The following is a 24,110-nucleotide window of genomic DNA, read 5'->3' as shown; positions in this document are numbered from 1 at the left end:
TGGTCCCCTTGTCGTTGAACAATATGTGGCTCCCAATCCCATGGTTACCTACGCCAACCTAGCCGACGTCATCGCGGATCCCACCGTCCAGACCGGCGTGCTCGCGGCGATCGGCGCACTGGTTACGCGCATCCTGCTTCGCGGTCGGCCGACGCTGCGCCTTGTCGGTCAGCTGGCATTCTTTTTGGCGCTTACGGCGCTGCTGCTCTATCACGGGATCATCCCGTATGCGGTCGGCTCGGCCGACATCTCCGAGGTGGAGCGCGTATTCCTCGACATCATCAAGGTGATCTGGTGTATCAATGCCGCATGGTCGCTGATTGGCGTGGTCCGCGTCTTCCTCGTCCTTGAACAAAAGCCCCGCGAGGGACGCCTCCTGCAAGACCTTGTTGTGGGCATCATCTATGTCGCGGCGGGCCTCTCGATCATCGCCTACGTCTTCGACGCTCCCGTCGGGACGCTGATCGCCACATCCGGCGCGGTCGCCATTGTCCTTGGCCTGGCCTTGCAGAGCACGCTGGGCGACGTTTTTTCGGGCATAGCACTCAATCTTGCCAAGCCGTACGGGATCGGCGACTGGCTGGTGCTGAGCAACGGCATCGAAGGCAAGGTCGTCGACACGAATTGGCGATCCACCCGTCTTGTGACAGAGACCAACGACCTGGTGATTGTCCCCAACAGCGACCTTGCGAAAGCAAGGCTGACCAATCTCAGCAGTCCCGAGCGGAGCCACGGCTGACGGTCAAGGTGCGTTTCCGGCCAAACACCGCGCCATCCACGATGGCTGATGTCATGCGCTCGGTGCTGCTCAGCAGCAATTCGATCCTGGCGCATCCGGAGCCGAGCGTACAAACCGTATCGTTGGAGGGAGGCGCCGTGGAACTTGAGCTTGCTTTCAGTGTCGCGGACAGAGCCCTCGCCGCCAAAGCGAAGAGCGAGCTCTTCGACCTGATCTTTCGTCATGCCAAGGCGGCCGGACTCGCTCTTGCCGCACCTTTGGGAACTGCTGGCCCAGCATCCCCGGAACCGAACGCGGTCGAGGTGCCGTTCGGCTTTCACACTACGCCCCGGCGGCTTCTGGACGCGATTCCGCTGTTTGCCTCGCTGACCGAGGACGAGAAGGAAGCGCTCGCTTCGACGATGACGCGCCGGACCTTCCGAAAAGGCGAGACCCTCGCTGAGCAGGGGGAAGTGCTGAAGTCACTCATGATTGTGCGCAGCGGAGTCGTGGCGGTAAAGCGGCGCGAGGGCGCCCGCGAGACGGAACTGGAGCGTCTTCCGCCCGGAGACTGCTTCGGCGAAGGCCCCTCTGCTTCTTCGGAGATCACAACGCCCTCCTTTAGTTCTCGACCACCTCGCAACTGACTCAGCCAAGGCCTTCGCGATCGAAACCCAGATGGCGGCCGGCCCATGGCGCGCGGCGTTGCGGATGAATTCACCGGCGATTAGCCCGACGCGCCAGGATCGGCCGGAACCCCGGCCAGATCTCCTCGGCGTCGACGAGGAGCCGCACGCCGAAGCGATACAGTGAGAAGGCGCATTTGTCCGGTGCGGCGACTTACGACGCCGACGAAAAGGGCTCTACCGAGGGACGCGAGAACGTCCGGCACCACTTCGGTTTATTGTCTCCCCGGAGCATGCCATGGAGATGCCTGAGCACGTGGGATATGCACCATCGAACGATCAAAGGCGATCTCGCCAAGAGCAACAGACTCTAACGCGGCGCGATTGAGGATCGTCAGCGAGCCGTGGTCGTATTGGGTCAGATGCCGCCGTTCCCATTCTCTCAGGCACCGATTCACCTTCGCTCGAGAAGCCGGGACCATTGCCGCGAGGTCGGTCTGCGAAATGTGGATGCTCCGAGCTCTATCCACGGTAGCCATGCTGTGCGGCCTCTCTGTCAATCGCAAGACCGTGCTCGCCAATCGAGTGGATAGGGCACTGGCCGCACTGTGGATCACTCGCTCTTGCGCGTCATGCGTTGCTTCGCACAAATACGGGATCACCTTTAGTGCGAGATCGGGGTGTTTGTCGAAGACCCTAGTCATGAAAGCTACTTCGATTTGCACCAAGTCGCTGTCCACAACTGAAGCAGCGTTCACGTTGCTGCGTCGCGTGACGAACAATCTAGTCAGGTCGAAAGTGTCACCCGGACCGAGATCGGAAAAGATGAATTCTCGACCGTCCGAAAGTGGAGCACTAAGCCGAATTTTTCCTTGAATTATGTAGTAAATATAACTTGATACGTCACCAAGGTGAGTAAGAACTTTATTCTTAGGGATCCTTCGTAGGATGGCCACCTTCGCCAGTTCATTAAGAATATCTTGCCCAAATAGCCGAAATAAGCGCATTTTATCGAGCTGTTTGACCCGAACCTCAACGCTACTCAATGCCATGGCTCCCGCCCCCTTGATAAGGGTAAAGCGCCCCGGTCCCTAAAGCATTGCCTTTGACTACCCAGAACGAGCCCGACTCCGGGCCGTTCTCGCGCAAACGCGCTAAGCCAGAAATATTAGCACATTATCATATTAGGATACCACCAAAATAGTGACCCCTCTGTGCCCAGGGTAACAGCGACATGAGAGAGTTTAAATCAAATTTGACCGACTGGAAGCCGTTGAGATAACCCCCTTTTTATGGGACGGCGTGTGCTGCCATAACCCAAGAAGGGACGCAACAGGATTCGGGGGCTTGTCTCTATGCGGCATGCACCAACCCAGGCGTCGAGTGCGTTCTTAAGGCGGAGCATCGAACCGTTACGGCTTCCTGTGGGAGCAGTTTGCGTGTTTCTTGCAACTGCGGATTTCCTCCTTGCACAGACGATACTCCTTGCGTCAAACGAGGTCTATCATAGGCACCTCGGTGTGAGCCCGTCAGATATTTGGGAGACGATTTATCTAAGCGTCACCGCCGGCCTATTGCTTGTCGCATTCATGGCTGCCAGAGGCGCCTACAAGGTTAGTGGCGTCCTGGATGATCGCCGTGTGATCAAAACACTCTTCACCGGGTGGTTGTTCGTTTTCTGTGCAATTCTCTGGCTCGCCTTTCTCACGAAGACCACGTCGACGTTCTCGCGCGGCTCTTTGACTCTGGCGTTTGCAGTCGGATTCCCAATCTTGCTGCCTGGCCACCTGGTTCTAGCGCGTGTGCTGAAACGGCTTCTGGCCGCTGAGAAGCTCGTCTTGCGCACAGCCTATCTGTTTTACGCTGGCGTTCCTGGAATGGAACAGGGGATTATCAGCAAGCTCGGACAACAGGGCATCGCGGTTTGCGGTGTTTCGAACATCGAGAACCGCGATGGCACGATCGCAGCACAATCGGTGCTTGCCAGCGTCGCAGCTGCACAGGCTGCTTTCCGCTTTGATCCATATGGGGCAGTTTATCTGTTTTGCTCGTGGGACCAGCGGAAGTTGATCGAACGCATCCTGGAGGAAATGTCCCGCCTCCCGCTGCCGATCTATCTGTTCGCTGATGCCTACACAGATAAGATTCTGGCCGGATCTCCACTGCACACCGGCTGGCAGCGAGCCTTCGAAGTCCAGCGCGCGCCTTTGAGACCTGCCGAACGCTTGCTGAAGCGGTTGTTCGACATTGTTCTTGCATCACTGCTACTGCTGTTCCTGTTTCCGTTGATGGCCGTAGTCGCATGTGCCATAGCGCTCGAGAACGGTCGCCCAGTGCTGTTCCAGCAGGCGCGGCGGGGTTTTTGTGGCAACCCATTCAATATTTACAAGTTCCGATCGATGACCGTGCAGGAGAACGGTACGGAAATTCGCCAAGCTCAGCGCAACGACGGGCGAGTTACCCGACTTGGCCGCATATTGCGCCGGTCGAACATCGATGAGTTGCCACAGTTATTCAATGTGCTTCGGGGAGAAATGTCCCTGGTAGGGCCGCGACCCCACGCCGTCGCTCATGACGATACCTACAGCAAGATTATTGAGAGCTATGCTTATCGCCATCGTGTAAAACCCGGTTTGACAGGATGGGCTCAGATCAACGGCTTCCGAGGGGAGACGAAGGAGCTGTGGAGGATGGAAAAACGCGTTGAGCATGATCTCTGGTACATAAAGTCCTGGAGCGTGCGGCTCGATCTTAAAATAGTCTGGACAACCGCTTTGCTGGTGCTTTCGGATCGCGATGTCTATTGATGTATAGCATCTTCTCAGAAGCGGAATGTTTGTAATCCAATCGTCCGGCCGATTGAACGGATAGTTTTTATTTTGATGCGTTGCGCGCGCGATCCCGCCCACGAGTGAGTACATCGAGCCTCAAAGTTGGTCGCACCGGTTCAGTCGCTGGATCTTTGTGAGCTTCTTGCCGCCGAGTGGGAAGATTAGGAAGGGCCTGCTAACGGACTGTGCTGCTCTATAAAATTCCGCTCGACGGCATTCGGTTCTCGATTTCCTTTAGGATGTTGGTTGCGCGTGCTAAGCGGCTATACTTGGCCAGAAAGTCCGCCTTCGCCCGTAGACCAATCTGATCCCGAAATACCTCGTTTTCGCGCAGGCGCTGAAGCGCCTTGACCCAGTCAGACGGGTTGTCTGGCGACACCAGAACGCTGTTGACGCTATCCCTCAAGACTTCACGGATAGCTGGCAGGTCGGAGGTTACTATGGGTTTTCCGTGCGCCATATATTCGAAGAGCTTGAGCGGCGACATTCCCTCAGCGATATTTCGACCGCCGCCCTGGCCCTGTACATTTCTGAGATAGGGCGCGAGTACAACGTCCATTTCAGCCAAGTAGGCAGATGTCGCGGCGTGAGGAACGTAGCCATGAAACACTATGTTCGGGCATTGGGCCAGCTTCGATGTCCAATACCCTATATCACCGGGTGTACCTCCGACGATATGAAATGTCGCCCAGCCACATCGAGACGCAATAGCGCTTATTATCTCCATGCCCTTTCCTCTATACAGATGTCCGACATAACCAACCTTGAACGTGCCGGTGAGGCTGCATTTCTCCACATTCGGCGGAACCGGATCCGCGCCATTGGGCGCGATGAAGAATTTTCCCGCATGTTGAGGAAAGAGGCAGATGCTGTTGTCGCGGAGACGTTGCGTCGTCACGACCAGCATTAGGAATGCCTCTAGGCCTATCAGTTTGGCAAGTCGCTGACGCTGACGGCTGCTCAAACTGCCAATCGGATCGTGAAGCTCAAAAACGGTCGTGAACCCGAAAAGTCCGGCAGAAACAAGCGCTACAGTAGCCGAGCGTGTAAAAATGACATGCGGCCGCAGCCAGACGGCAGCAAAAAGCGCCAACATCGCAAAAAAAAGCTCCCTGCCGGGCACAGGCCAAAAGGGTATGGGGAGAACGCGGAATGGGAATTCGGTGTCCAATCCATATTCGCGCGCGATCTTTCCATAATGGTCTTGTCTATTCATGGAGGCGCGCGGAAGCGCTATTAGGACCTCCGCACCAGCAACCCGAAATGCATGACACATCTTTGCGACTTGTACCGCATTGGCGGCCAGCGCCGGGACGTGTGCAGAATGTATATAGAGAAGCCGCATCCACAGGCCTATCTTTCATGCTTCGGCTATGGCGAACCAAGCCAGCATGCTTATCGGGTCGGTCTCTGGGGACATCGCGAGCGGGCGTTCGGGACATCACGAACAGCCAACTCGGTTGTTGTCACATCCAGAAGAGAATTCATATAGGAGGCACATTCCGTCGCCTTGACTGCCTCTTCGAACGATTCCGGTCCGACTTCACACAAGCCCGGCAAGGAGAAAAAGTATTCGCGCATAACTATACGACGAATAGGCACTCGGCTGTGCCCGGGGTAACAGCGACACGTCTCTGGGACGTCTAAAACATAAATCAAATCTGACCAACTGAAAGCCGTTTGGAACCTGTCCCTATGGATAGGAGAGGTGCGACCCAAGAGAGACGGGGTGCGCCAGGAGTCAGGGTTTGTCCCCATACGGCATGCCCTCACCGAGGACGTGACATGTCACTCCAACGCAGTAGCACCGTTGTCGGGAGGTCAGAAGACCACAAGCGCAGCCGGGGGGGCAGCGCCGCCACCGAGTGGATTGAGCCCGGTAGCGGCGATTTGAAATCACGGGATGCGGAAGGCAAAATTGAAGCGGCGTATCGACTGCGTATCGCTCATGTCATTACTCGTCTCATCAATGGCGGTGCTGATGAGAATACCGTCTATTCCTGCAATTGGGCCGCGCAACGAGGACATGATGTTTTCCTGCTGCATGGCGAGGCGGTCCAACCGGAAATCATGGCTAAAGTGGACCCGCGGGTGGAACTCATTGGCGTCCCCGACTTGACCCGGTCCATTTCGCCTGCCTCCGACGTGAGGGCATTGTTGGCGCTTACCCGGAGGTTCCGCGCCTTGAATGCCGACATCGTGCATACGCACACAAGCAAGGCAGGCATTCTCGGCCGTTTCGCGGCATGGGCGGCGGGAGTTCCAGTGATCATTCATGGCGTCCATATCGTGCCTTTTGTCAATGTCGGCGTCGCCGAGCGGCTCACCTATCTCGCCTTGGAAAAATTGGCAGCGCCAGTCACCAGTGCATTCATCAGTGTGAGCGAGGGCATCCGTGACTTATGCATGAGCGCGGGAGTGGGACATGCTGACAAACATCATGTCGTCTATTCCGGATTCGATCTCGAACGCTTTCGCAACGCCAGTCCGCCTGCCGATTGGCGTGAGTTGTTGCGCTTGACACCGGACGCGCCGCGCCCGCCTGTCCTTTTGATGATTGCGGCATTCGAGCCACGCAAGCGACACACGGAATTACTAGAGGTTTTCAAGAGAATCGCCGCCCGCTTACCCGACACGGTACTCGTGCTCGCAGGCGACGGGCCGCTTCGCTCGATCGCCGAATCGCAAGTCAACCGGCTGGGGCTCCAACGCCGAGTGGTCTTTGCCGGTTATCGCAACGACCCCGAGCGGCTGATCGCACTCGCGGATCTCTGCCTGCTCTGTTCCACACGGGAGGGATTGCCCCGCGTGCTCATGCAATATCTCGCCGGCGGCAAGCCTTGCGTCGCTTGCGATCTGCCGGGTCTTCGCGAAGTGCTCCGTCCAGGCACCAATGGCGTGATCACACCCCCGGACGACTTGGGCGCCATGGCCGACGCCACTGCCGCCCTCGTGGAGGATCGCGAAAAACTGGCTTGCCTCGTCCGAGGTGCCGCAGCGACGGACCTTTCTAACTGGGACGCCAAGCGGATGGGCAAGCGGATCGATGCCATTTACCGCCAGGCTCTCAACCAGCATCTGGCGAGCAAGGGAGCGTCGGCTAGGCCTCCTGTTCGAAATCTGGCGCTTCCGCGATGAGTTCCTTGGAGACGGGACTGTAATCTTGATGGCCGCCATTGGCTCCAGCAATGCTATAGTGTCGCGCTCGCCGCCAAAACGGTCCGCCATCGACGAAGTGCCCTTCCAGCGCCTTCATTTGCGCGAAGCGCCGAATTTAGCCGGGTGGCACGGATCCGCTAAATGTTGATTGGCACACTAACTTTGCACACCGGGTACAACGAGGGGGCACAGCTTCAGAGCCTCGCCCTCCAACGCTGTATTTCGAACCTGCGTCCGGGGTCGCGGGCGGAGATCGTGGACCACCGCTATCCAAGACGACTGGAGGCTGGCTATGGGCCAGCGAAAAATGCGCGCCAGCGAACGCTTGCAGCCTTCGCCGATGGGCTGCTCCTCAGTCCCAAGAGGTTCTGCTCGGAGGATAGGTCACCAACGTTTCGCTACGCAAGCGGCCGCTATGATGCAGTTGTGGTGGGCAGTGATGAGGTTTGGAAGATCGACTACGTCTCCCGTCTTGGTGGGCTGATCAAACTTCAGACCAACCCACTGTGTCCCCCATTCCCGAATGTCTACTGGCCGGAAGTGACGTGCTCGAAGATAGCGTATGCGGCGAGCACCGGCAGCACAACCAAATGGACTGAAATGCCGCGCCGCAATCGATATTTGATGGCCAAATGCCTGAATGAATTCGTCGCGATCGGCGTGCGGGACGAGCGGACACGCGAGTTGGTCCTCTGGGCGGATCCAAGCCTCGCGGATCGTGTGACGTCAACTCCAGACCCGACGATCACTCACGATCTGACGTCGAATACAACTCATGAAAGCCTCCGCTCAAAGCTGGCTTCCTGGGGCGTGGACTTCGATCGGCCCCGGGCGCTGGTGATAGCCGGCCAGCATGAGCTCTACGCAGAGGCCATGACCTCCCTGCAGGCGCGCGGCGTTCAGATCGTGTCGGTGTCGGATCGCAATCACTTCGCGGACATTGATCTCACCGAAAAGCCGATTGATCCCCTCGAGTGGGCAAATCTGGCATCGCAATTCTCCTACTGCTTGTCGGAGCGCATGCATGGGGCAATATTTGCTCTGCGGAACCGGTGCCCGTTAATTTGCCTGGACAGCCGACGACCGGCTACCGGCTTCCCCACCAAGAATGAAGCTCTGATGAAGCTGATGGGCATTCCCTCTCAGTACGTTTCGATTCACCGCAAAAATGCGAGGGACGAATTGCTGGACATGTGCGAAAACTTCGGCAAGCTTGCTCACGACTACACGGGGATAAATAACCGGTTTCGGGAGCTGGCTGAGATTGGTCATGCATTTCTGGACAAGGCTCTACCTGCTGCTGGATAAACCAACAAATCAAGCCGATGTTAGAAAACGCTAGAAAGCTACGAAGTTTTTTATCCACTCAAGCGAAGGTAGTCATCTCTTACGTATATGATGTTTCAAATTACCTGCGTTACAATGGGGATTCGTTGCTGGTTCCCAAGAAAGAGCGACTATATTATCGAATAATCGTTGACGCTCATTCGGTCGAGAAGGGCCTTTCTCTCAAGGACCGGAGACCCGGGTTTGGCCAGCAAAAAATCAAACGCCTTATGAAGGAGGTGTCCTCCTACGACACCTCCTTCGGGGCGTTTCCGCTTGAGATGGCTGTCGGCGCACTTAGAGCCTACGTTGACTTTCATCCACAGGGCCCTGAGCTGCACTTTGTTGAGGAGGTCCGTCAGTTCGTCGAACGTTTCACCAAGCTTGATGGAGTTGCCTTGACCGGCGGGGTTCAAAGCGCCGTTCCGCGGGTTGAGGGGCCAGCCCTCACACTCCTGGAAGGACTACAGTCTCGTCACTCGGTCAGACACTTTGATCAACAATTGATAGATCGCACCACGTTGCTGGAGTTGGTGCGCTTGGCGCAGGGCGCACCATCCCAATGCAACAGGCAGGCGACAAGGGTATACGTCTATCAGGGGCGTCACCAGATCGATCGGATACTCGCCCTGCAGGGCGGTGCGCGAGGCTTTTCACAGTCCATATCAAACCTGGTGATCGTCACATCAGACACAAGGGCCTGGCGAGGAAGCAATCAACGAAACCAGATTTATGTCGACGGAGCGCTGTTCCTGATGCATTTCCTATTGGCCGCAGAGGCGCTTCGGCTCGTGGCCTGCCCACTCAATCTTGCGGTCGACAGCCGGGTTGAGCGGCAAATTCGTAGCGTGGGTCGAATTCGGCCAGGCGAGAGACTGATCGCATGCGTGGCCCTTGGCCCTATGGCAGGTGCTGCCATCAGCTTTGCCAAGTCGCCGCGCAGGCCTATTGATGAGGTGGTTTCGTTTATAGCTGAGGAGTAGGTCTCCGCTGCCGCCTGCAAAGCCATCGGCCGTGTAACATAAGGCTTCCGCTCTGCCATACACGGGCTGTGCGATGGACGCTCCCACGACAATTCCAAGTCATGTTGCTGAACTTGACGCGCACAGTGACGATAATCGCTCCGCTGTGCCCTAGGTAACAGCGACTTGTCTCTAAGACCCCTTAAATCCAACAAGCTAAATGACCCACGCGTTAGACCGTGGTCGGGCAGTTGTCGGATTGGTTAGCGGTGCATGCTTTGCCGATTTCGCGCAAGACAACGCGATCTGAAGGTCTACGCCTTCTCCTCGTGCTCCCAACCTATTTCCCCGAGTCATATGGCGGCGCCGAACAGCAGACGCGGCGATTTGTCCGGGTGCTGGCTGAAGGGGGCGTCTCCGCAACCATTTTGGCACCCAGATTGTCGCGCTCGACTCCGAAACGATCGACGATCGACGAGGTGCCCATCCAGCGCCTTCGATTGCGCGCGGCGCCGAATTTAGGGGGGCGGCATATGCTGCCGTTCCTGTCGTGGTGTGTCCAGCTTGTGATCTGGATGCTGCGCCGTCGCGACGAATTCGATGCGGTATACATCATCCATGCTCGACTTCACGCCGTCCCGGCGGCGTTGGCAGGAACCCTGCTGCGCAAACCGGTTCTCGCAAAATTGGGCCGGGGGGGACAGTGTTTCGATCTCGACGTGGTGCGCGAAAAGAAAATCATAGGTCGCTGGGCATCGGCCGTGATCAAACGGCACGTCACGGCCTTCATCGCCAATAGCCGCCAAATCGTAAGTGATCTGAAGAGACATGGCATCGAGGTGGATCGCATTCACATGATTCCGAACGGGATCGATCTGCCCCGCAAGCTGCACCGCGAGCCGAGCGCAGATGGCAGCCGACGCTTTATCTGCCTTGGCCGCCTCGAGCCGGAAAAATGTCTCGAGCATATGATAGATGCGTTCGCGGCACTTCCCGCCGAGGCGAAGGCGCGACTCACCATCCTGGGCGATGGCCAGTGTCGCGCCGCTCTCGAGGAACAGGCGGCGCAGTTGGGCCTTTCCGGCAGGGTCAAGTTCGTCGGCGCGGTCGAAGATGTCTTTCCATTCCTGCGGGAAGCTGATTTCTATCTTTCCACCTCGGTGTCGGAAGGCATGTCAAACGCCCTGCTGGAGGCGATGAGCTGCGGCGTGGTCCCGATCATCACCGATGTCAGCGGTGCCTCCGACATTGTGGAGCATGAGCGCAGCGGCTTTTTGGCTCGCTCGCATGCGGAGTATTGCGGGCTCCTTCTTCACGCGCTTTGCCTGCCGGGAGCCGAGCGCAATGAGATGGCGCAGCGGGCCGTCCAAACCATCGCTGCACGATTCAGCACGAAGACGGTTGCCCAAGAGCACATGAAGCTCTTCGCAGCTCTTCTCAAGGAAGGGACCTCTTCGCTCCGCGTCCGGAGAGTGAAGCTCACATGAAGCTCATCCTTCATATCGGCACTGGCAAGACAGGTACGACAGCGCTGCAGCAATTCCTGTGCGCGAATGCAAGGAAGCTCCGCGAGCACGGCATTCACTACGCTGCGCCTCCGGACGAGTTCAATTTCAACAGTATTACCAATGCGCAGTTATTAACCGGACTGGACAAATTTCGGACTTTCTTCCTGCATCATCTGGCGGAGGCCGAGCGAGCCGGAGCGCACACGATCATCGCAAGTTCCGAAATTCTCTATTCGATCAGGTGGCGGGCGCGTTGCGTGGGCAAGAAATCCAGCGCCGATGCCCTATTCGAAGAGCACAATCTAGTCGGACGTTTGCGTGCTTCCATTCCGGAGGAGATGGAATGTCATGTGCTGTGTTATGTGAGGAGGCCCGATCATTGGCTGGAGTCAGTGTATAATCAGAACGTCAAGAGCGGCATTCTGTTCACCGGGGACGTCATCGATTTCCTGGGCATGACCGAGGATATGCTTGATTATCATCGCTGCCTATCCATTTGGCGCGAGGTTTTTGGGAGCAGCGCCTGCTCGGTACGGGTGTATGAGTCCGCCCTGCCGAATCTGATCGGCGATTTCGTGGAACATGTCCTTCAGAGCGTGGATATTTCGTCTTTCACGCGGTCACATCTTCGTGCAAATGAGCGCCTAAGCCGAGATGTGCTGGAATACAAGCGTCTTAGAAACAAGAATATTCCTGATTACGAGCGCAGATTGGAGAGCAGGATCCTTGCGTTGGTGGACAAAAGAATAATAAACCCCAGCAACAATCACGAATATCTCTCACCCGATGAAAGGGCCGCTCTTCTTTCGAGCCTGGAACCCTCGATGGACCGGCTAAGGACAGAATTCGCCCTGCCGCCCTTTCCGCGTTTCAACCTCGACGCGGCCAGGGCGTCCTGGCGGTCATATCCGGGACTTTCGCTCGAAAAGGGGCGAGAGATCGAATTCCACTACAACGCCGTTCAACGCCAGATCGGCTTCCGTCTGGAACGCCTTGTCATACGGGCGGCGGCGCTGACGCGCAGACGGCTGCCATTTCTCTCATGGTTTCTCGATTTTGCGCGCGCGAGCAGAGTGCGCAGATTGCTGCTGGAGGCAGCAAACCCATTTCGGTGAACGGCTGCTGCCTCAATGATTTGATCGGAAGCTAGGAATGAGTACTGCATACTGGCCCCCTTCCGTGCCAAGGACGCGCAGGATGTTTCTCGTTGCACTGAGCCCGGGCGCACTGTTCTCAGTCAAGAGTCGAAGCCCGTGAACGAACACCGGAATTTGACACGCAAGGCTGCCCGCGGACTTTCCTGGTCGGGCACCGCGCTGCTGACCCGAACCTTGTTGAATGTCGTGGTCATTGCCGTTCTCGCGCGCCTGCTCTCCCCGCGAGAATACGGCGTTGTCGGCGCTGCGCTGATCGTCGTAGCCATCGCCAATAACATTGCCAATCTTGGCATGTCACAAGTCGTGGTCCAGCGGAGCGACCTCGAAAAGCGCCATATGGGAACCGTGGCATTCCTCTCCCTGCACATAGCCGCAGGCCTGGCTGTGCTTCAATGGGTGTTCGCAGGCGCGATCGCCGATTTCTTTCGTGTGCCGGAGCTCGATATTGTCAGTCGGGTGCTGGCCTTCAGCATGTTCGCAAGCGCCTTCAATCTCGTGGCCGAGGCGGCTCTCTCTCGGAACTTGAAGTTCAAATTGTCTTCGACGGCGAATCTGGCGGCTTGGATCCTCGCCAATGTGGGCTTGGCTATTCCGCTCGCCTATCTTGGACTGAGCTATTGGGCGTTGGTGATCGCCTGCATTGCCCAAACATTCATCCTTGCAGGGATTTATATGTTTGCGGCTCGACAATACCTCGTCAGGCCAAGCTTCGACTTGCAGTCCTATCGCGATATCCGCAGCCAGAGCCTGGGCTTTTCGCTGACTGGCATATCGACCTTCACCGCCAAATATATCGACAATATAATTGTCGCTCGGTTGATCGGCACCGCAGAGCTGGGCATTTACTCGCGATCGTATTATCTGATCGCGATGCCGGCAAATCTGTTCGGCGATCTGAACAAGAGCGTAGTTTTCCCAATCCTCTCGAAGGTCCAGCATGATAAGGCACGGCTGCGCAGCGCTCAACTCAAGGGGTATGCTTTGACTGCTGCGCTCTCTATACCGACCAGCGCTTTTCTGTGCTGTTTTGCAAAAGAGCTTGTTCTGACAGTCCTCGGCCAGAAATGGATGGATGCCGTCGTTCCTGTAATGATATTCTCCGCGGTAATTTATTTCCGCTTGGGTTACAGAGTGTGCGGAGCCGTGACGCTTGCGACTGGCCAAAGTTATCGAACGGCCTTCATGGCCTTCACCTACATGGCCCTAGTCGCTTCATTCGCATCCTTCTCGGCGCCCTATGGCGTTAATGTAGTGGCCTTTGCAGTGTCCGGTGCCATTGCGATTAGTTTCTTCCTATATGCGGCAATCACTTGTCGGATGACGGGATTGTCAGCTCTGGATTTCGCGCTCGTCCATGTGCCGGCTGTCGCGTTCGCCGCTGCCGTGTTCGCTATGGGCTCTTCGGTCAAAATGCTACTCGCCGGATCGCCCGATTATCTTGTGCTCGCGACCGGGCTTCTCGTCACAGGTACATTGTCCGTTGCCACTCTCTATCTGAGAGCGTCGCTCCTCTTCGGGAAATATGGTGCGGAGGTTCTGCAATCCCTGACACCCAAGAAAACGAAATGGATTAGGTTTGCATAGTCCACGGCACGTGCATTCTCGCCGGATTTCCGACCGCCCATCCGAGGATGAATCATGAAGATACGGAGTTTGAAGAAGCGCAATGGTTGGCAACCGGTGTCCACGGCGGAATCTCATACCGATACCACTACAATGACCAACCGCATCTCCCGCAGGGATCTGGCGCGCGGCGCATGCGCCGCCCTTCTGCTGACGGCTTCCGGTCGCCCAGGACTGGATGCTCTCGCGGCCGGTTCGGACCAGGGCTCGCAGAGGGTACAACTGTGGCATCCAGATCTGTTCCCGGAGATGATCGTGAAATCCTGGTATCAGGAGGATCTGGCCGAAGGCGAGGTCTCCTCGTGGCAATCCGGCGGCGTGCGGCCTGTGGCTGCGGTGCAGGCCGAGGCCTTCCTGCGTCCGACAAAGCTTCCGAATAACGGCGGGGTGCTCTTCAAGAAAAATACGAAACAAGCGCTGACTTGGTCCGCCAGTAGCGACGCCCCGTACCTTCACCGCTGGTGGTTGGTAATCGCCCGGTGCAACTCCTCGGTCAACGCCGATGCGACTAACGTGTCTGTTCTTTGTGTCAATGGAGCGGAGGGTGGCCCGGTGCATCGCCAGCCGCGGGCCTGCTTCAAGCCCTCGGCAGGCACGTTCGTTTCCCAGCTGGATGACGGCAAGATCAAGAGCGAGGAAGGACAATGCTCGACAGATTTTGGCAACTGGAATGTCATGGTCGGGTACCGCCGCGGATTCGTGATGCAGGCCGTGGTGAATGGGGTCAAGACAGCCGGCCAGACGATTTATGCATTGGCTCCCAACCGGATGAAATCGCAGAGCTTCATGGGCGATGTGAACAATCCGATGAGGGCCGATGTGGCGATCGACTGCGTCATCATCGGGCAAAGCGAGCTCGATGACTCGCAGATCGACATGCTGATGGGATGGGGCATGTGGCGCGTCGGCCGGCAATCCGACCTGCCCAGCGATCATCCCTGTCGCCAGCGCCCTCCTTCATCTGCGGATGCTAACAACAAACCGACACGTTACGCATTCGACTTAGCCTCGTGGGAGTCCTGGGCATCCATCGGCAATGAGCGATATGCTCATCGTGGTGAGGCGGCGCCACCGATCCGCGGTTACACAACGGTTTTTTTTGATGATTTCGATTCCAACACCGTTGTCGATGATTCCAAAGGCGCCCAAGCCAATATCTGGTATGCGCCGACCTCTCTGGCGAACGTCGGCGTCGACGCCAATGCCCAGCGGATCTCAGCGTCGCCCTCCTCATATGTGCACGACGCCGCCAGCCACACGCTAGCGCTCCGGCTTCTACATAAGGGCCGCTGGAGAACAGGTGCGTTCTCTTCAGTGAACAACAATGGCCAAGGGCGGTGTTGGGGAAAGGGGATCTTTGAGATCCGCGCCAGACTTCCAAAGATCGCAGCACCCCGCCCCGGATTTTTTCCTGCCTTTTGGGCGTATGGCAGAGAGCATCTGTTCTGGCGGACGCGCAATCGTCTTGAGACTGACTTTTGGGAATATGATGGTCTCAATGGGGCCTACATCAACATAAGCCAGCACGTGCACAAACCCACACTCGGTTATGCAGATCCATATATCGCGCCACGTGGCATGCACCGGAAAATCGCCGGCTATCAAGTCGATCCATCAAATGGCTTTCCAGCGACAATCGACATATACGATGGCGAATTTCATACGTGGTACGCACAGATCGAGGATGATTATAGTTATTTCGTGATCGACGGCTATGAAGTGGCGCGCGTTCCGACGAGCCCGGAACTCGCGGCGAAAAAATACATCATGGTGGATTTCGCTTACGATCAAAACAAGGGGCGTGCTCAACCGGACCCGTCGCAGACGTATGACATGGTCATTGACTATATAAGGGTCCGGCAGACGGAAACGGATCTGGCTAGGGTCCCGCCGGGTTTCAGCGCATTGCCGACCTTGTCGGGCCGGGCTTCACCAAGCCAAGCGCTGACCGTCGTGCCGAACGTGATTGCGTCGCAAATAGAGTGTCTCTGGTATCGTGACGGCGTTCCGATCGTGGGCGAAACCGGCACAGGCTATGAGCTCGGCTCGCAGGATATCGGGCATAAAATTCGCTGCCATGTTCGCGCAGTCTCTGTGCTCGACCAGCCAGAAGCCTGGACCCCGGAAAGCGAGACCGTCGGCTAGGCCGCATCGACTGCGCACCGTAACGGTGGGCCATCACTCTCCGTCGACTGCCTGATGAGCTCTACCCTATGCTAGAAGGCACCGTTTGGACATTGGAAGACGCAGACCTTCATCGCCGGGCTGCGCCGTCATGGGCCCATCGCCCCTTTCGTCGTCGACACACCGATGAACCGGCGCATCTGCCGACCAACAGAGTGCAGAAACTACTTCACAGCCGCTGGGTATGGACCAAGCGAATAGGGTGAGGTTTCCCTGTTCGGTAGGAAACATGATGCCAGGCTTCCCCTCCAATTCGCGGGCATAGATACACCCCACAAGATTCTGTTTCCGGGAAAGAGAACATGGTAAAAGGATATCGCGCCGCGTGGGGCTGTGATGCGTTATCTCCTCACATTCGCGATACTAAGCCTCTTCCTACCAATCAGGCTCGAGACGGGTCTTGTATTGCTGCGTCCGTTCGAGCTGATCACATTGCTGGCGCTCATGGTTGGCCTGATGACCGGGCGTTGGCGAGGTTTGGCTTTTCCAGCCGGTTTTCTACTCCTCCTGCCCTTCTTCTGCTGGCACATGGTCTCGGCCTTAAGCGTGGACATAGAGAACGGCTTGCGCGAGCTGTTGCAGCTGTCCGCCGTGGGCGCCTTTGCGTTCGTCCTCGCACAGGAGGCCAGAGGGCTCGATACGCACCAGGCAGTGAACATCTTGCTTTTCGGCATGGTGCTGATCCTCGCCTATACGATCGCTTGGCATGTGGCTCATGGCTACTCGGTCGGTTGGAAACATCTGTTCGATCCAAGGCTCGTGTTCACCTTCCTTCCAACTGCGCTCGCGGGGCTGCTGCTCTTCGCCAGCCGGGCCAAGCGGCGCACCCTTTGGTTTGCGTGGGCAGGGCTACTCCCTCTGCTCGTGCTATCTGGGGAGCGCAAGGCTTTTTTGATCTATCTCTTTCTGACCGCTGCGCTTCTGACACGGGGAAAGCTCGCTGCGATAGTTCCGGCGATCGCCGCCGGCTTCGTGGGTCTTTTTGTGCTATCGACCACGATGGACAACGCCTATATCCAGAAGCAATTGCAGACCATGCTCGATCCGCTGAGCATGGGGCAGTACGAATACCTGGCCGCAAAGGGGAAATATGCCCCTGGAGATACGCCGAGCAACGTCCAGCGCTCGTTTGCCTTCACTCTGTCCAGACAGCTCATCTCCGAACATCCACTAATGGGCGTGGGCACGAACCAATTCAAAAATATAATCGATACTGAGTTCCGCCATCTTCCTGACGAGTTGCGGCTGGGAATCCATGGCGAGTTTCAACGCATACTCACTGAGAACGGCATCATTGGGCTCAGCCTCTATATTCTGATATGGGTCGCCGCATGGTTTCGGTTAAGCCGAGTCGTAAGCTGGGCACTTTTTCACGAATTGATCGGAGCAGCCCAGGCACGGCTTCTGCCCCTCGTGGTCCTTGTTCCCTGCGCTTTCTATGTTGGAACAGAAGCCTCCGGCACACGCGCTTTCGTCACGCTGATCCTTGTCTCGCTCCTGCCGGAATTGACGCGGCACGGGCTTTGCCTAGTATTGCACCGGGCGCGGAGGAGCCACCCGACGAGCACTAGTCATTCTCGGTTTCTTGGCCGCGCCTTGCCAGGAACCACCAGATGAGTGTTTCGGTCATCTTGACATGCCACAATGAAGAACGCTTCATTGTGCAGGCAGTGGAAAGCGTGATCAATCAGACCGCTTCGGGCGGCATCAGAGAGATCATCATTGTCAATGATGGCTCGACAGATGGCTCGACCGAAGTGATTGCGTCCTTGGTCGATCGGGAGCCCCGCATCCATGTCCTGACAACGGCGGGTATCGGGCCTTCATCGGCGAGGAACCTTGCCATCAGACATGCTACCGGTGATTTTATTGCATTTCTCGACGGCGATGATTTCTGGGCTGAGGACAAGCTTGAGCGTCAATTGATCGCCTTCGACAATGGCTGCAAGGCAGCTCTCGTCTATGGTGATTTAGTCGACTTTTCCGCTCCAGATCTTTCCGATGCCGTACCCGTGGCCGTTGGCCGCTATCGCGCGGATCAATGCGATACGCTGCCGACATATTTTCTGCGTGATGGGCCGATTGTTCCTTCCAGTATCGTTATGCGGCGGGAGATTGTTGAAGATATCGGGTTGTTCAACGAGACATTCAGGGTTGCAGAGGATACAGAGTTTTGCATGCGCGTAGCCGAGCGTTGGACATTTCAACATGTGGCCGGAGCACTCGTCTATAAGCGGCGCCATGGCTCAAACACAACCCGCAGACTCGATTCGCTTCTGCCGGTAGCAGAACTCCTCACGCGACAATGGGTTATCCGACGGCCGGAGCTTGCGCATCTCGCGCGGCGGCGCAACGCGCGCCTATACGCAAAAGCCGGCAATGATTGCGTGGCTCAAGGCGAAAAGAAACGCGGAGCGCGCTTACTCATTCGCGCGATACTGCGCGATCCATTATCCTGGCGGGTATACGTTTACATTTTTCTCTGCGCCCTACCAACGGGCATCGAGCCACGGGTGCGCCGCGCAACCAAGCTATTGTTCTACCGCGCCATGCGCAAAAAAATTTGCTGACCTTAAAGATGCTTGCGGATTGGCGAGAGTTCGAACATCTCATGCGGGAGCCTGGGGATCCTTCCGTGCCGATTATTCTGTACCACGATGGCAGAACCATAACGCGGGCGAAATCCGAGTCCCCTGACATGCGAACGGCCGACTATCCGATTGTGCGTGGTCAGCCCGCGCTGATCGACTTCTCTTGCAGTCTCGTGCGTGCCGATGTCCTGACGGCAAGCGGCAGCTCACTCATAAGGAGGCGGCCGAACTGGCTCAGGATCACCAAGGGATGGCTGTTCGGAACGGCGAATCTCAGTGCGCGAAACATTGTCAGCTTTCGCGATCACATTCTCTCGCACGGCATCGAGCGTCCCCTCGTGCTGATGATCGGCGCCGCAACCAAGGGCGCGGGGACCGAGGGCCTTTATGAAACCGAGGCCTTTCGACAGATTGCATTCGACATCTACCCGTCCGTGCACACGCATTTCATCGCGGACGCCCATCAAATTCCGCTTGCCAGCGGCTCGGTGGACGGCGTCTGCATTCAAGCGGTCCTCGAGCATGTGATCAACCCGCAACAAGTCGTTTCAGAGATATCCCGTGTGCTCCGGCCCGGCGGTCTCGTCTACGCCGAGACACCGTTCATGCAGCAAGTACATGAGGGCGCTTATGATTTAACGCGCTTCACGGAGGTCGGACATCGCTGGCTGTTCCGGAATTTCGAAACGATCAGTCGCGGAGCGCTCGGTGGACCCGGCTTGTCACTCTACTGGGCGGCGAAATACTTCCTACGTGGCTTTACCCGAAGCCGGCGGCTTGGTGACGTCTTGAGTCTGCCCTTTGCGCTGGCCCCGCTCATGGATGGCATGATCGGAGAGGATCACAAGATCGACGGCAGCAATGGGGCCTATTTCCTGGGAAAACTAACCGAAACCAGCATCTCACTAAGCAGCATTGTCGATGAATATCGGGGCGCTCAACGCTAGTATCGGGACGACGAACCGGGCTTTTCATCCAAGTGCCGCACGTCCTGTACTACCACTTCGGTGAGCAAGGCATCTTCGACCAGATCCGTACGCCGACTCCATAGGCAAAGCGTGTCATGATGATCGCTCCCGCGGATGGTCGACCAAGCATCGGGCAAGAGTTTCGACCATTTGGTCGAAACGCTGGCCATCTGCGCGAGCACAAGAAGGAAGGCTTAGCGGCATTGGTCGCCCCAGGCATCACCGCCAAATCCGCCGAAAGTGTCCTGGCAAAACGGCAGGGCGCGTTTATTAGCATTGCCTAATATTTTACCGCTCTGACCCGTTCCGATATGTTATGATGGTTAACGCGCTGAGCCAAGGAGCGCGTCACGCGAGCCCCTGCGAGTGGGACGGCGATGTCCTTTTTGCTATTTTTGCGCGGCCTTATCATAGTCCTGTTGGCATTCGCCATCAGTGCATATTTGCTTACCGGTTCGCTCTGGAGCACGTTTGTCCAAACGGTGATTTGTGGGATCTTGATACAGATAGGGTATTTTGTTGCTGTCATGCTGCTTGTATGGCGCTCCGTCTCCAAAGAATCCGAGATTCCGAAGTCACACATCGCGCGCGATGAGTCCGAAAGGGAGCAACGGCCGAGCCACTTGGTGAATAAGGCGGACCACTTTCCACCTAGAGGAGGACGATCAGCAGGATGACACCCCACACCACGATACAAAATGTCACTGCAGCCTGTCTTATTCGGGCACTGGAGAGGCGTTCCGCGAGGCGCCAAATGTGTGCACACCTCTTACGGTGATCGTTATCGGGCGCCTGTGATCTACGAGGCATTCCAATCGACATCCCTGTTGCCCGCAAGATAGGCTCAACCTAGGCGCGGAATCTCTTGCTCAGATGTTTTGCGATTTGGCAATACGGCTCAATTTGTTCCTTGGATCGCACGGACGTGCAGCCGAGCATGGGCAGGCCGCGTGAGTTTTGTTTTATTGCAATCAGAGGTTAGGAATTCGCGCCTTTGCCGAGGAGCGGGCTGACGCCCGCCCCGAGCGGTATGCCCCTGTGCCCCGCCGGCGTCGATACTGAATTTGCGGACATTTGGTCAGATAGTATGGTAGGGTGTTTCTCATTAATGCGCTGCCAGTCTCATCCCACGGGTTTGAAGGCGTATGCTCCGCGAAGTTGAAAATCGGCACCCGGATGCTGCCTTCATATTCGGCGATCCTCTGTCGGGAACGATTGATGTCGAAACGCTCCTGGCGGCAGCGCGACGGCAGTTGAGGTTCGTCCTTACATGCGCGCTAGCAGGCCTTGTGCTGGGGCTGGCGTACCTTGCGGCCGAGGTGCCCTTATACGAGTCGACGGCTAGAATCCTGATCGACAAGAACCAGCCATCCGTCGTGACGAAGTTAACAGAGAGCGGAAGCTCCACACAGCTTGACCCGATGATGCTGAGTCAGGTCGAATTGTTGCGTTCCGACCGGATCGGGCTAAAGGTCGTTGATAGCCTCGGTCTTGCTACCGATCGCTCTTTTTTGTCAGCTCCGTATTCGTTGCTCAACAATCTCAGAGGATCGGTCGCTTCGGTGGTGCGGTCATCCATTGCCAGTTCCGACGATAGAGGAGCGCCGGTGAAACCGAGTGCGGCGCCAGGGCGAGATCCTCAATGGCAAGCATTAGGCATTCTGGCTGAAAATTTAACGGTAGCTCGCGTAGGCGATTCTTACATTCTGCAAATCCAATTTCAGTCGCCTAGCGCTGAAATGGCGCAAAAAATAGCCAATAGGTATGCTGCAATCTATATCTCTGACCAGGTTGGAGCCAAAGATGAGTCGATCATCCGGGCTCGCACTGCCTTGGCGGAAGAAGTCGAGACGGTGCGCAAGCGATCGGTCGACGCCGAGCTCGCAGTCCACAGGTTCCGAACCGACACTACGCTGACCAAGGAAACGCTGGTTACCTTGCGCCAGCTCGAACTTGAAGCGGCTTCCCTCAAGTCACAATATGAACAGGTCCTGCAGCAGCACCAAGCGAGCCTGCAGAACCTTTCGGTGGCGTTGACTGAGGCGCGGATTATCTCGGGAGCATCATACCCCGGCAGACCGAGTTCTCCCAACAGCATTGTTACGTTGGCGATCTGCGCCGTGCTCGGCGGCATGATTGGCGCCGGTGTGGGCGCAATTCGGGAGTACCGGGAGCGCTTTTTCCGCACGAGGGGTCAAGTGCGCGATGAGCTCGGACTCGACACGCTCGGAATGATCCCGTTGCTGGACGGAAAGCCAATTCGTCGGAACAAGCGTGATTGTGCGGCCGGAGAGCCGTCATTCATTGAGGTGGGGCACAGCGCTTTCAACTGGGTAGAGCAACATCCGCGCTCGGAATTCGCTGAAGCGATGCGAACGGTGAAAGTCGCTTTTGATGTCGAGTTACCAGGGAAGAGCACCAAGGCGATCGGAATCGTTTCCTGCCTGCCGGGAGAAGGGAAGTCGCTGGTTGCGGCCAATTTCGCGATGGTTCTTGCTATGCAGCGTTGCAGGACGCTGTTGATCGATGCCGACATCCACAATCCGGGCTTGTCCCCTATGTTAGCCAACGGCTGGGAACGGGGCCTGGCCAACCTGTTGGCTGGAGACTTCAATGCGAGAGATTTGCTGGCCCATCAATCATTGCCATTGAGGTTCCTGCCCGGCGTGAACCAGAGCCAACAAAAGCTCGCAAAGACCGTGCAGCCTATCGAGAAAATGGGCGACTTTCTGCTCAAGGCGGGCTCTGCGTTCAATTACGTCGTCGTTGATTTGCCCCCGTTGGCTCCAGTCGCGGACGCGAGGTCCCTAGTCCAGCACCTCGACGGCCTTGTTCTGGTTGTTGAATGGGGCGTGACCGCTCGTACCTTCGTGCGTGAAAGCCTCAACAACAATCCGATCCTTGCGGAGAAATGTATCGGCGTTCTACTTAACAAGGTCGATATCAAAAAAATCAAACTGTATCAAAAATTCGGCAGTGCCGAATTTTACAGTGAACGTTATGGTGGATATTACAAGACGCAATTATAGAGCAAGCATTGTTTTGTCTTAAACAGATTACGCACAAGACTGGGCGTTCGCCTTCTTGGGCGGAGTATGCGCGCATCATTTTACGACAACACGAAGACGTCGGTGGAGACGGTGTTCAAGGATCGGAATGCTCGGCCCGTCCCTTGCCGGTCTTTACATTCCGTCGCCCAACACCGCCATAGCGCGGACACGCAAAGCCCGCTGCGAATAGGCTTGCAGCATATCCTGTCGTGCCTGCATTCCAATCTTCTTGCGGAGCGTTTCATCGCCCACGAACATCAGTGCTTGCGTCACCGCCATCTCTGCTGAGGGAACAGTAAGCTTCAGCATATTCTCTCCATCCTTGCCGTAATCGCGGACACCGCCGACGTCGGTCGCGATCACCGGAAGGCCGGCAAGCATCGCCTCGGCGACGACGATGCAGAACCCTTCCGTATCGGACAGGTTGATGAACACGTCATGTTCACAGGCCAGCTCGAACCAGCTCGCGACATAGCCATGGAAATGCACACGATCTCCAACGCCGAGCTCATCCGCCTTGCGCGTAAGCGCCTGCCGTTCCGGCCCGTCGCCGTAAAGATCGAGGCTTGCAGAAACGCTGCGGTCTTGCAGCATTCGGATGACTTCGATCAGGCGGTCGAAGTTCTTCAGCGGGATAAGCCGTCCGGCAGCAGCAAGGCGCAAGGGTGTGTGAAGCGCGTAGTCGCGCTTGTGGCTGGAAGCCTCATCGGAGCAAAACAGAGGCACGATATGCGACCGGCGCCTGCGCGGCAGGAAGTATGCTTGCGTCTCTTGCAGCGTACTTTCGCAATCAGCCCAGATTTCGTCGACGCGCCAGGACAGCGCTTTGAGCACAGGGCCATAAACGCCTGCGGCGCGTCGGGAGCGGTAGCGGTAGCGGGCGGTGTGTTCAAATGAAACGCAGTGCAGCCGAGGAGCAAACATCGCAGCAAGCCGTCCCAGGAGATTGGCCTGTTTGAGTGACAACGCAACCATATCCGGCCGCCACTCCCAGATGAGGCGTAATACTACAAAGAACGAGCCTACGAAATTGCGCAAGGAAGTCTCTTCACTCTGCGAAGTCAGGATAAAATTGTGCTCTCCGATCTGTGCGGCAATTTCATCGGCAAGAGCCCCCCCGCGACCACGGCAACAGGCGAGAATCTTCAGCTGGTGGCCGTTGAAAAATCCTGCTCGCAACAAGGTGAGCAACCCGTGCTCGGCGCCACCGGGATCGAATCCGTAGATGAAGTAAAGAATTCGCATGTGATAGTGAAGCGCTCCAATTATATTGCACCTCATATCTACTATCGCAAATAGCTGCCCGATCTTGTGCGGACTTCTCCGCCGCTTGCGGTGAGAGGGCCGGTGGTGCGGCTTGGCGCGACCCTATGGCTTTGTTTATCTCCACTGCCTGCGCGACGCAGG

17 protein-coding genes and 2 pseudogenes are annotated in these 24,110 nt (G+C 56.8%); 16 read left to right on the top strand and 3 right to left on the bottom strand.

Translation table 11 applies throughout. The features are described 5' to 3' along the window. Positions 1 to 40: 40 nt before the first annotated feature. Positions 41 to 1,302 (top strand): annotated as a pseudogene (locus tag LHFGNBLO_RS17770) (mechanosensitive ion channel family protein); the annotation flags it as partial. Between the two features lie 317 nt (positions 1,303 to 1,619). Here the strand turns inward: LHFGNBLO_RS17770 and LHFGNBLO_RS17765 are convergent. Further along, positions 1,620 to 2,396 (bottom strand): Crp/Fnr family transcriptional regulator, encoded by a 777-nt coding sequence (locus tag LHFGNBLO_RS17765; protein WP_258609430.1) that lies wholly within the window; start codon positions 2,394 to 2,396, stop codon positions 1,620 to 1,622. Positions 2,397 to 2,783: 387 nt separating this feature from the next. Between LHFGNBLO_RS17765 and LHFGNBLO_RS17760 the strand changes: the two genes are divergently transcribed. Beyond that, on the top strand, positions 2,784 to 4,151 hold the full coding sequence (locus LHFGNBLO_RS17760; protein ID WP_258609428.1) for an exopolysaccharide biosynthesis polyprenyl glycosylphosphotransferase: 1,368 nt from the start codon (positions 2,784 to 2,786) through the stop codon (positions 4,149 to 4,151). A 217-nt stretch (positions 4,152 to 4,368) separates the two neighbouring features. Here LHFGNBLO_RS17760 and LHFGNBLO_RS17755 read toward each other — a convergent pair whose 3' ends face one another. Further along, positions 4,369 to 5,520: a glycosyltransferase gene (locus LHFGNBLO_RS17755; protein WP_258609426.1), complete on the bottom strand. Its 1,152-nt coding sequence runs from the start codon at positions 5,518 to 5,520 to the stop codon at positions 4,369 to 4,371. Between the two features lie 545 nt (positions 5,521 to 6,065). Between LHFGNBLO_RS17755 and LHFGNBLO_RS17750 the strand changes: the two genes are divergently transcribed. The 14 genes and pseudogenes from LHFGNBLO_RS17750 to LHFGNBLO_RS17685 all read left to right on the top strand — a co-directional run bounded on the left by LHFGNBLO_RS17750 (position 6,066) and on the right by LHFGNBLO_RS17685 (position 22,682). Further along, positions 6,066 to 7,313, top strand: coding sequence for a glycosyltransferase family 4 protein (locus tag LHFGNBLO_RS17750; protein ID WP_258609424.1), 1,248 nt, complete (start codon positions 6,066 to 6,068; stop codon positions 7,311 to 7,313). Between the two features lie 162 nt (positions 7,314 to 7,475). Beyond that, positions 7,476 to 8,642 (top strand): polysaccharide pyruvyl transferase family protein, encoded by a 1,167-nt coding sequence (locus LHFGNBLO_RS17745; RefSeq protein WP_258609422.1) that lies wholly within the window; start codon positions 7,476 to 7,478, stop codon positions 8,640 to 8,642. 17 nt (positions 8,643 to 8,659) lie between these two features. Further along, positions 8,660 to 9,643, top strand: coding sequence for a nitroreductase family protein (locus LHFGNBLO_RS17740; RefSeq protein WP_258609420.1), 984 nt, complete (start codon positions 8,660 to 8,662; stop codon positions 9,641 to 9,643). Positions 9,644 to 9,861: 218 nt separating this feature from the next. Further along, on the top strand, positions 9,862 to 11,109 hold the full coding sequence (locus LHFGNBLO_RS17735; RefSeq protein WP_258609418.1) for a glycosyltransferase: 1,248 nt from the start codon (positions 9,862 to 9,864) through the stop codon (positions 11,107 to 11,109). Continuing rightward, the gene (locus LHFGNBLO_RS17730; RefSeq protein WP_258609416.1) at positions 11,106 to 12,245 is read left to right on the top strand and encodes a hypothetical protein; all 1,140 of its coding nucleotides are present in this window, start codon (positions 11,106 to 11,108) and stop codon (positions 12,243 to 12,245) included. The genes LHFGNBLO_RS17735 and LHFGNBLO_RS17730 overlap by 4 nt, the downstream gene beginning before the upstream one ends. Positions 12,246 to 12,383: 138 nt before the next feature. Then, a complete protein-coding gene (locus LHFGNBLO_RS17725) occupies positions 12,384 to 13,871 on the top strand; it encodes a lipopolysaccharide biosynthesis protein (protein WP_258609414.1) in 1,488 nt (495 codons plus the stop codon). Positions 13,872 to 14,003: 132 nt separating this feature from the next. Next, the gene (locus tag LHFGNBLO_RS17720; protein WP_258609412.1) at positions 14,004 to 16,055 is read left to right on the top strand and encodes a hypothetical protein; all 2,052 of its coding nucleotides are present in this window, start codon (positions 14,004 to 14,006) and stop codon (positions 16,053 to 16,055) included. Positions 16,056 to 16,133: 78 nt separating this feature from the next. Further along, positions 16,134 to 16,229, top strand: a pseudogene (locus LHFGNBLO_RS17715) (IS630 family transposase); the annotation flags it as partial. Positions 16,230 to 16,430: 201 nt separating this feature from the next. Continuing rightward, a complete protein-coding gene (locus tag LHFGNBLO_RS17710) occupies positions 16,431 to 17,711 on the top strand; it encodes an O-antigen ligase family protein (protein ID WP_258609411.1) in 1,281 nt (426 codons plus the stop codon). Further along, the gene (locus LHFGNBLO_RS17705; protein WP_258609409.1) at positions 17,708 to 18,664 is read left to right on the top strand and encodes a glycosyltransferase family 2 protein; all 957 of its coding nucleotides are present in this window, start codon (positions 17,708 to 17,710) and stop codon (positions 18,662 to 18,664) included. The genes LHFGNBLO_RS17710 and LHFGNBLO_RS17705 overlap by 4 nt, the downstream gene beginning before the upstream one ends. 65 nt (positions 18,665 to 18,729) lie before the next feature. Then, positions 18,730 to 19,632: a class I SAM-dependent methyltransferase gene (locus LHFGNBLO_RS17700; RefSeq protein ID WP_258609407.1), complete on the top strand. Its 903-nt coding sequence runs from the start codon at positions 18,730 to 18,732 to the stop codon at positions 19,630 to 19,632. A gap of 116 nt (positions 19,633 to 19,748) precedes the next feature. Beyond that, positions 19,749 to 19,937, top strand: coding sequence for a hypothetical protein (locus tag LHFGNBLO_RS17695; protein WP_258609405.1), 189 nt, complete (start codon positions 19,749 to 19,751; stop codon positions 19,935 to 19,937). 93 nt (positions 19,938 to 20,030) lie between these two features. After that, on the top strand, positions 20,031 to 20,330 hold the full coding sequence (locus LHFGNBLO_RS17690; RefSeq protein WP_258609403.1) for an exopolysaccharide production repressor protein: 300 nt from the start codon (positions 20,031 to 20,033) through the stop codon (positions 20,328 to 20,330). Positions 20,331 to 20,798: 468 nt separating this feature from the next. After that, entirely contained in the window at positions 20,799 to 22,682 is a 1,884-nt protein-coding gene (locus LHFGNBLO_RS17685; RefSeq protein WP_258609401.1) for a Wzz/FepE/Etk N-terminal domain-containing protein, read from the top strand. A 153-nt stretch (positions 22,683 to 22,835) separates the two neighbouring features. Here LHFGNBLO_RS17685 and LHFGNBLO_RS17680 read toward each other — a convergent pair whose 3' ends face one another. Then, on the bottom strand, positions 22,836 to 23,948 hold the full coding sequence (locus tag LHFGNBLO_RS17680) for a glycosyltransferase (protein ID WP_258609399.1): 1,113 nt from the start codon (positions 23,946 to 23,948) through the stop codon (positions 22,836 to 22,838). Positions 23,949 to 24,110 lie beyond the last annotated feature (162 nt).

This window comes from Mesorhizobium sp. AR10, assembly GCF_024746795.1.
Lineage (GTDB): Bacteria > Pseudomonadota > Alphaproteobacteria > Rhizobiales > Rhizobiaceae > Mesorhizobium.
The sequence above is the reverse complement of the archived record's forward strand: the minus strand, read 5'-3'. Positions and strand labels throughout refer to the sequence as shown.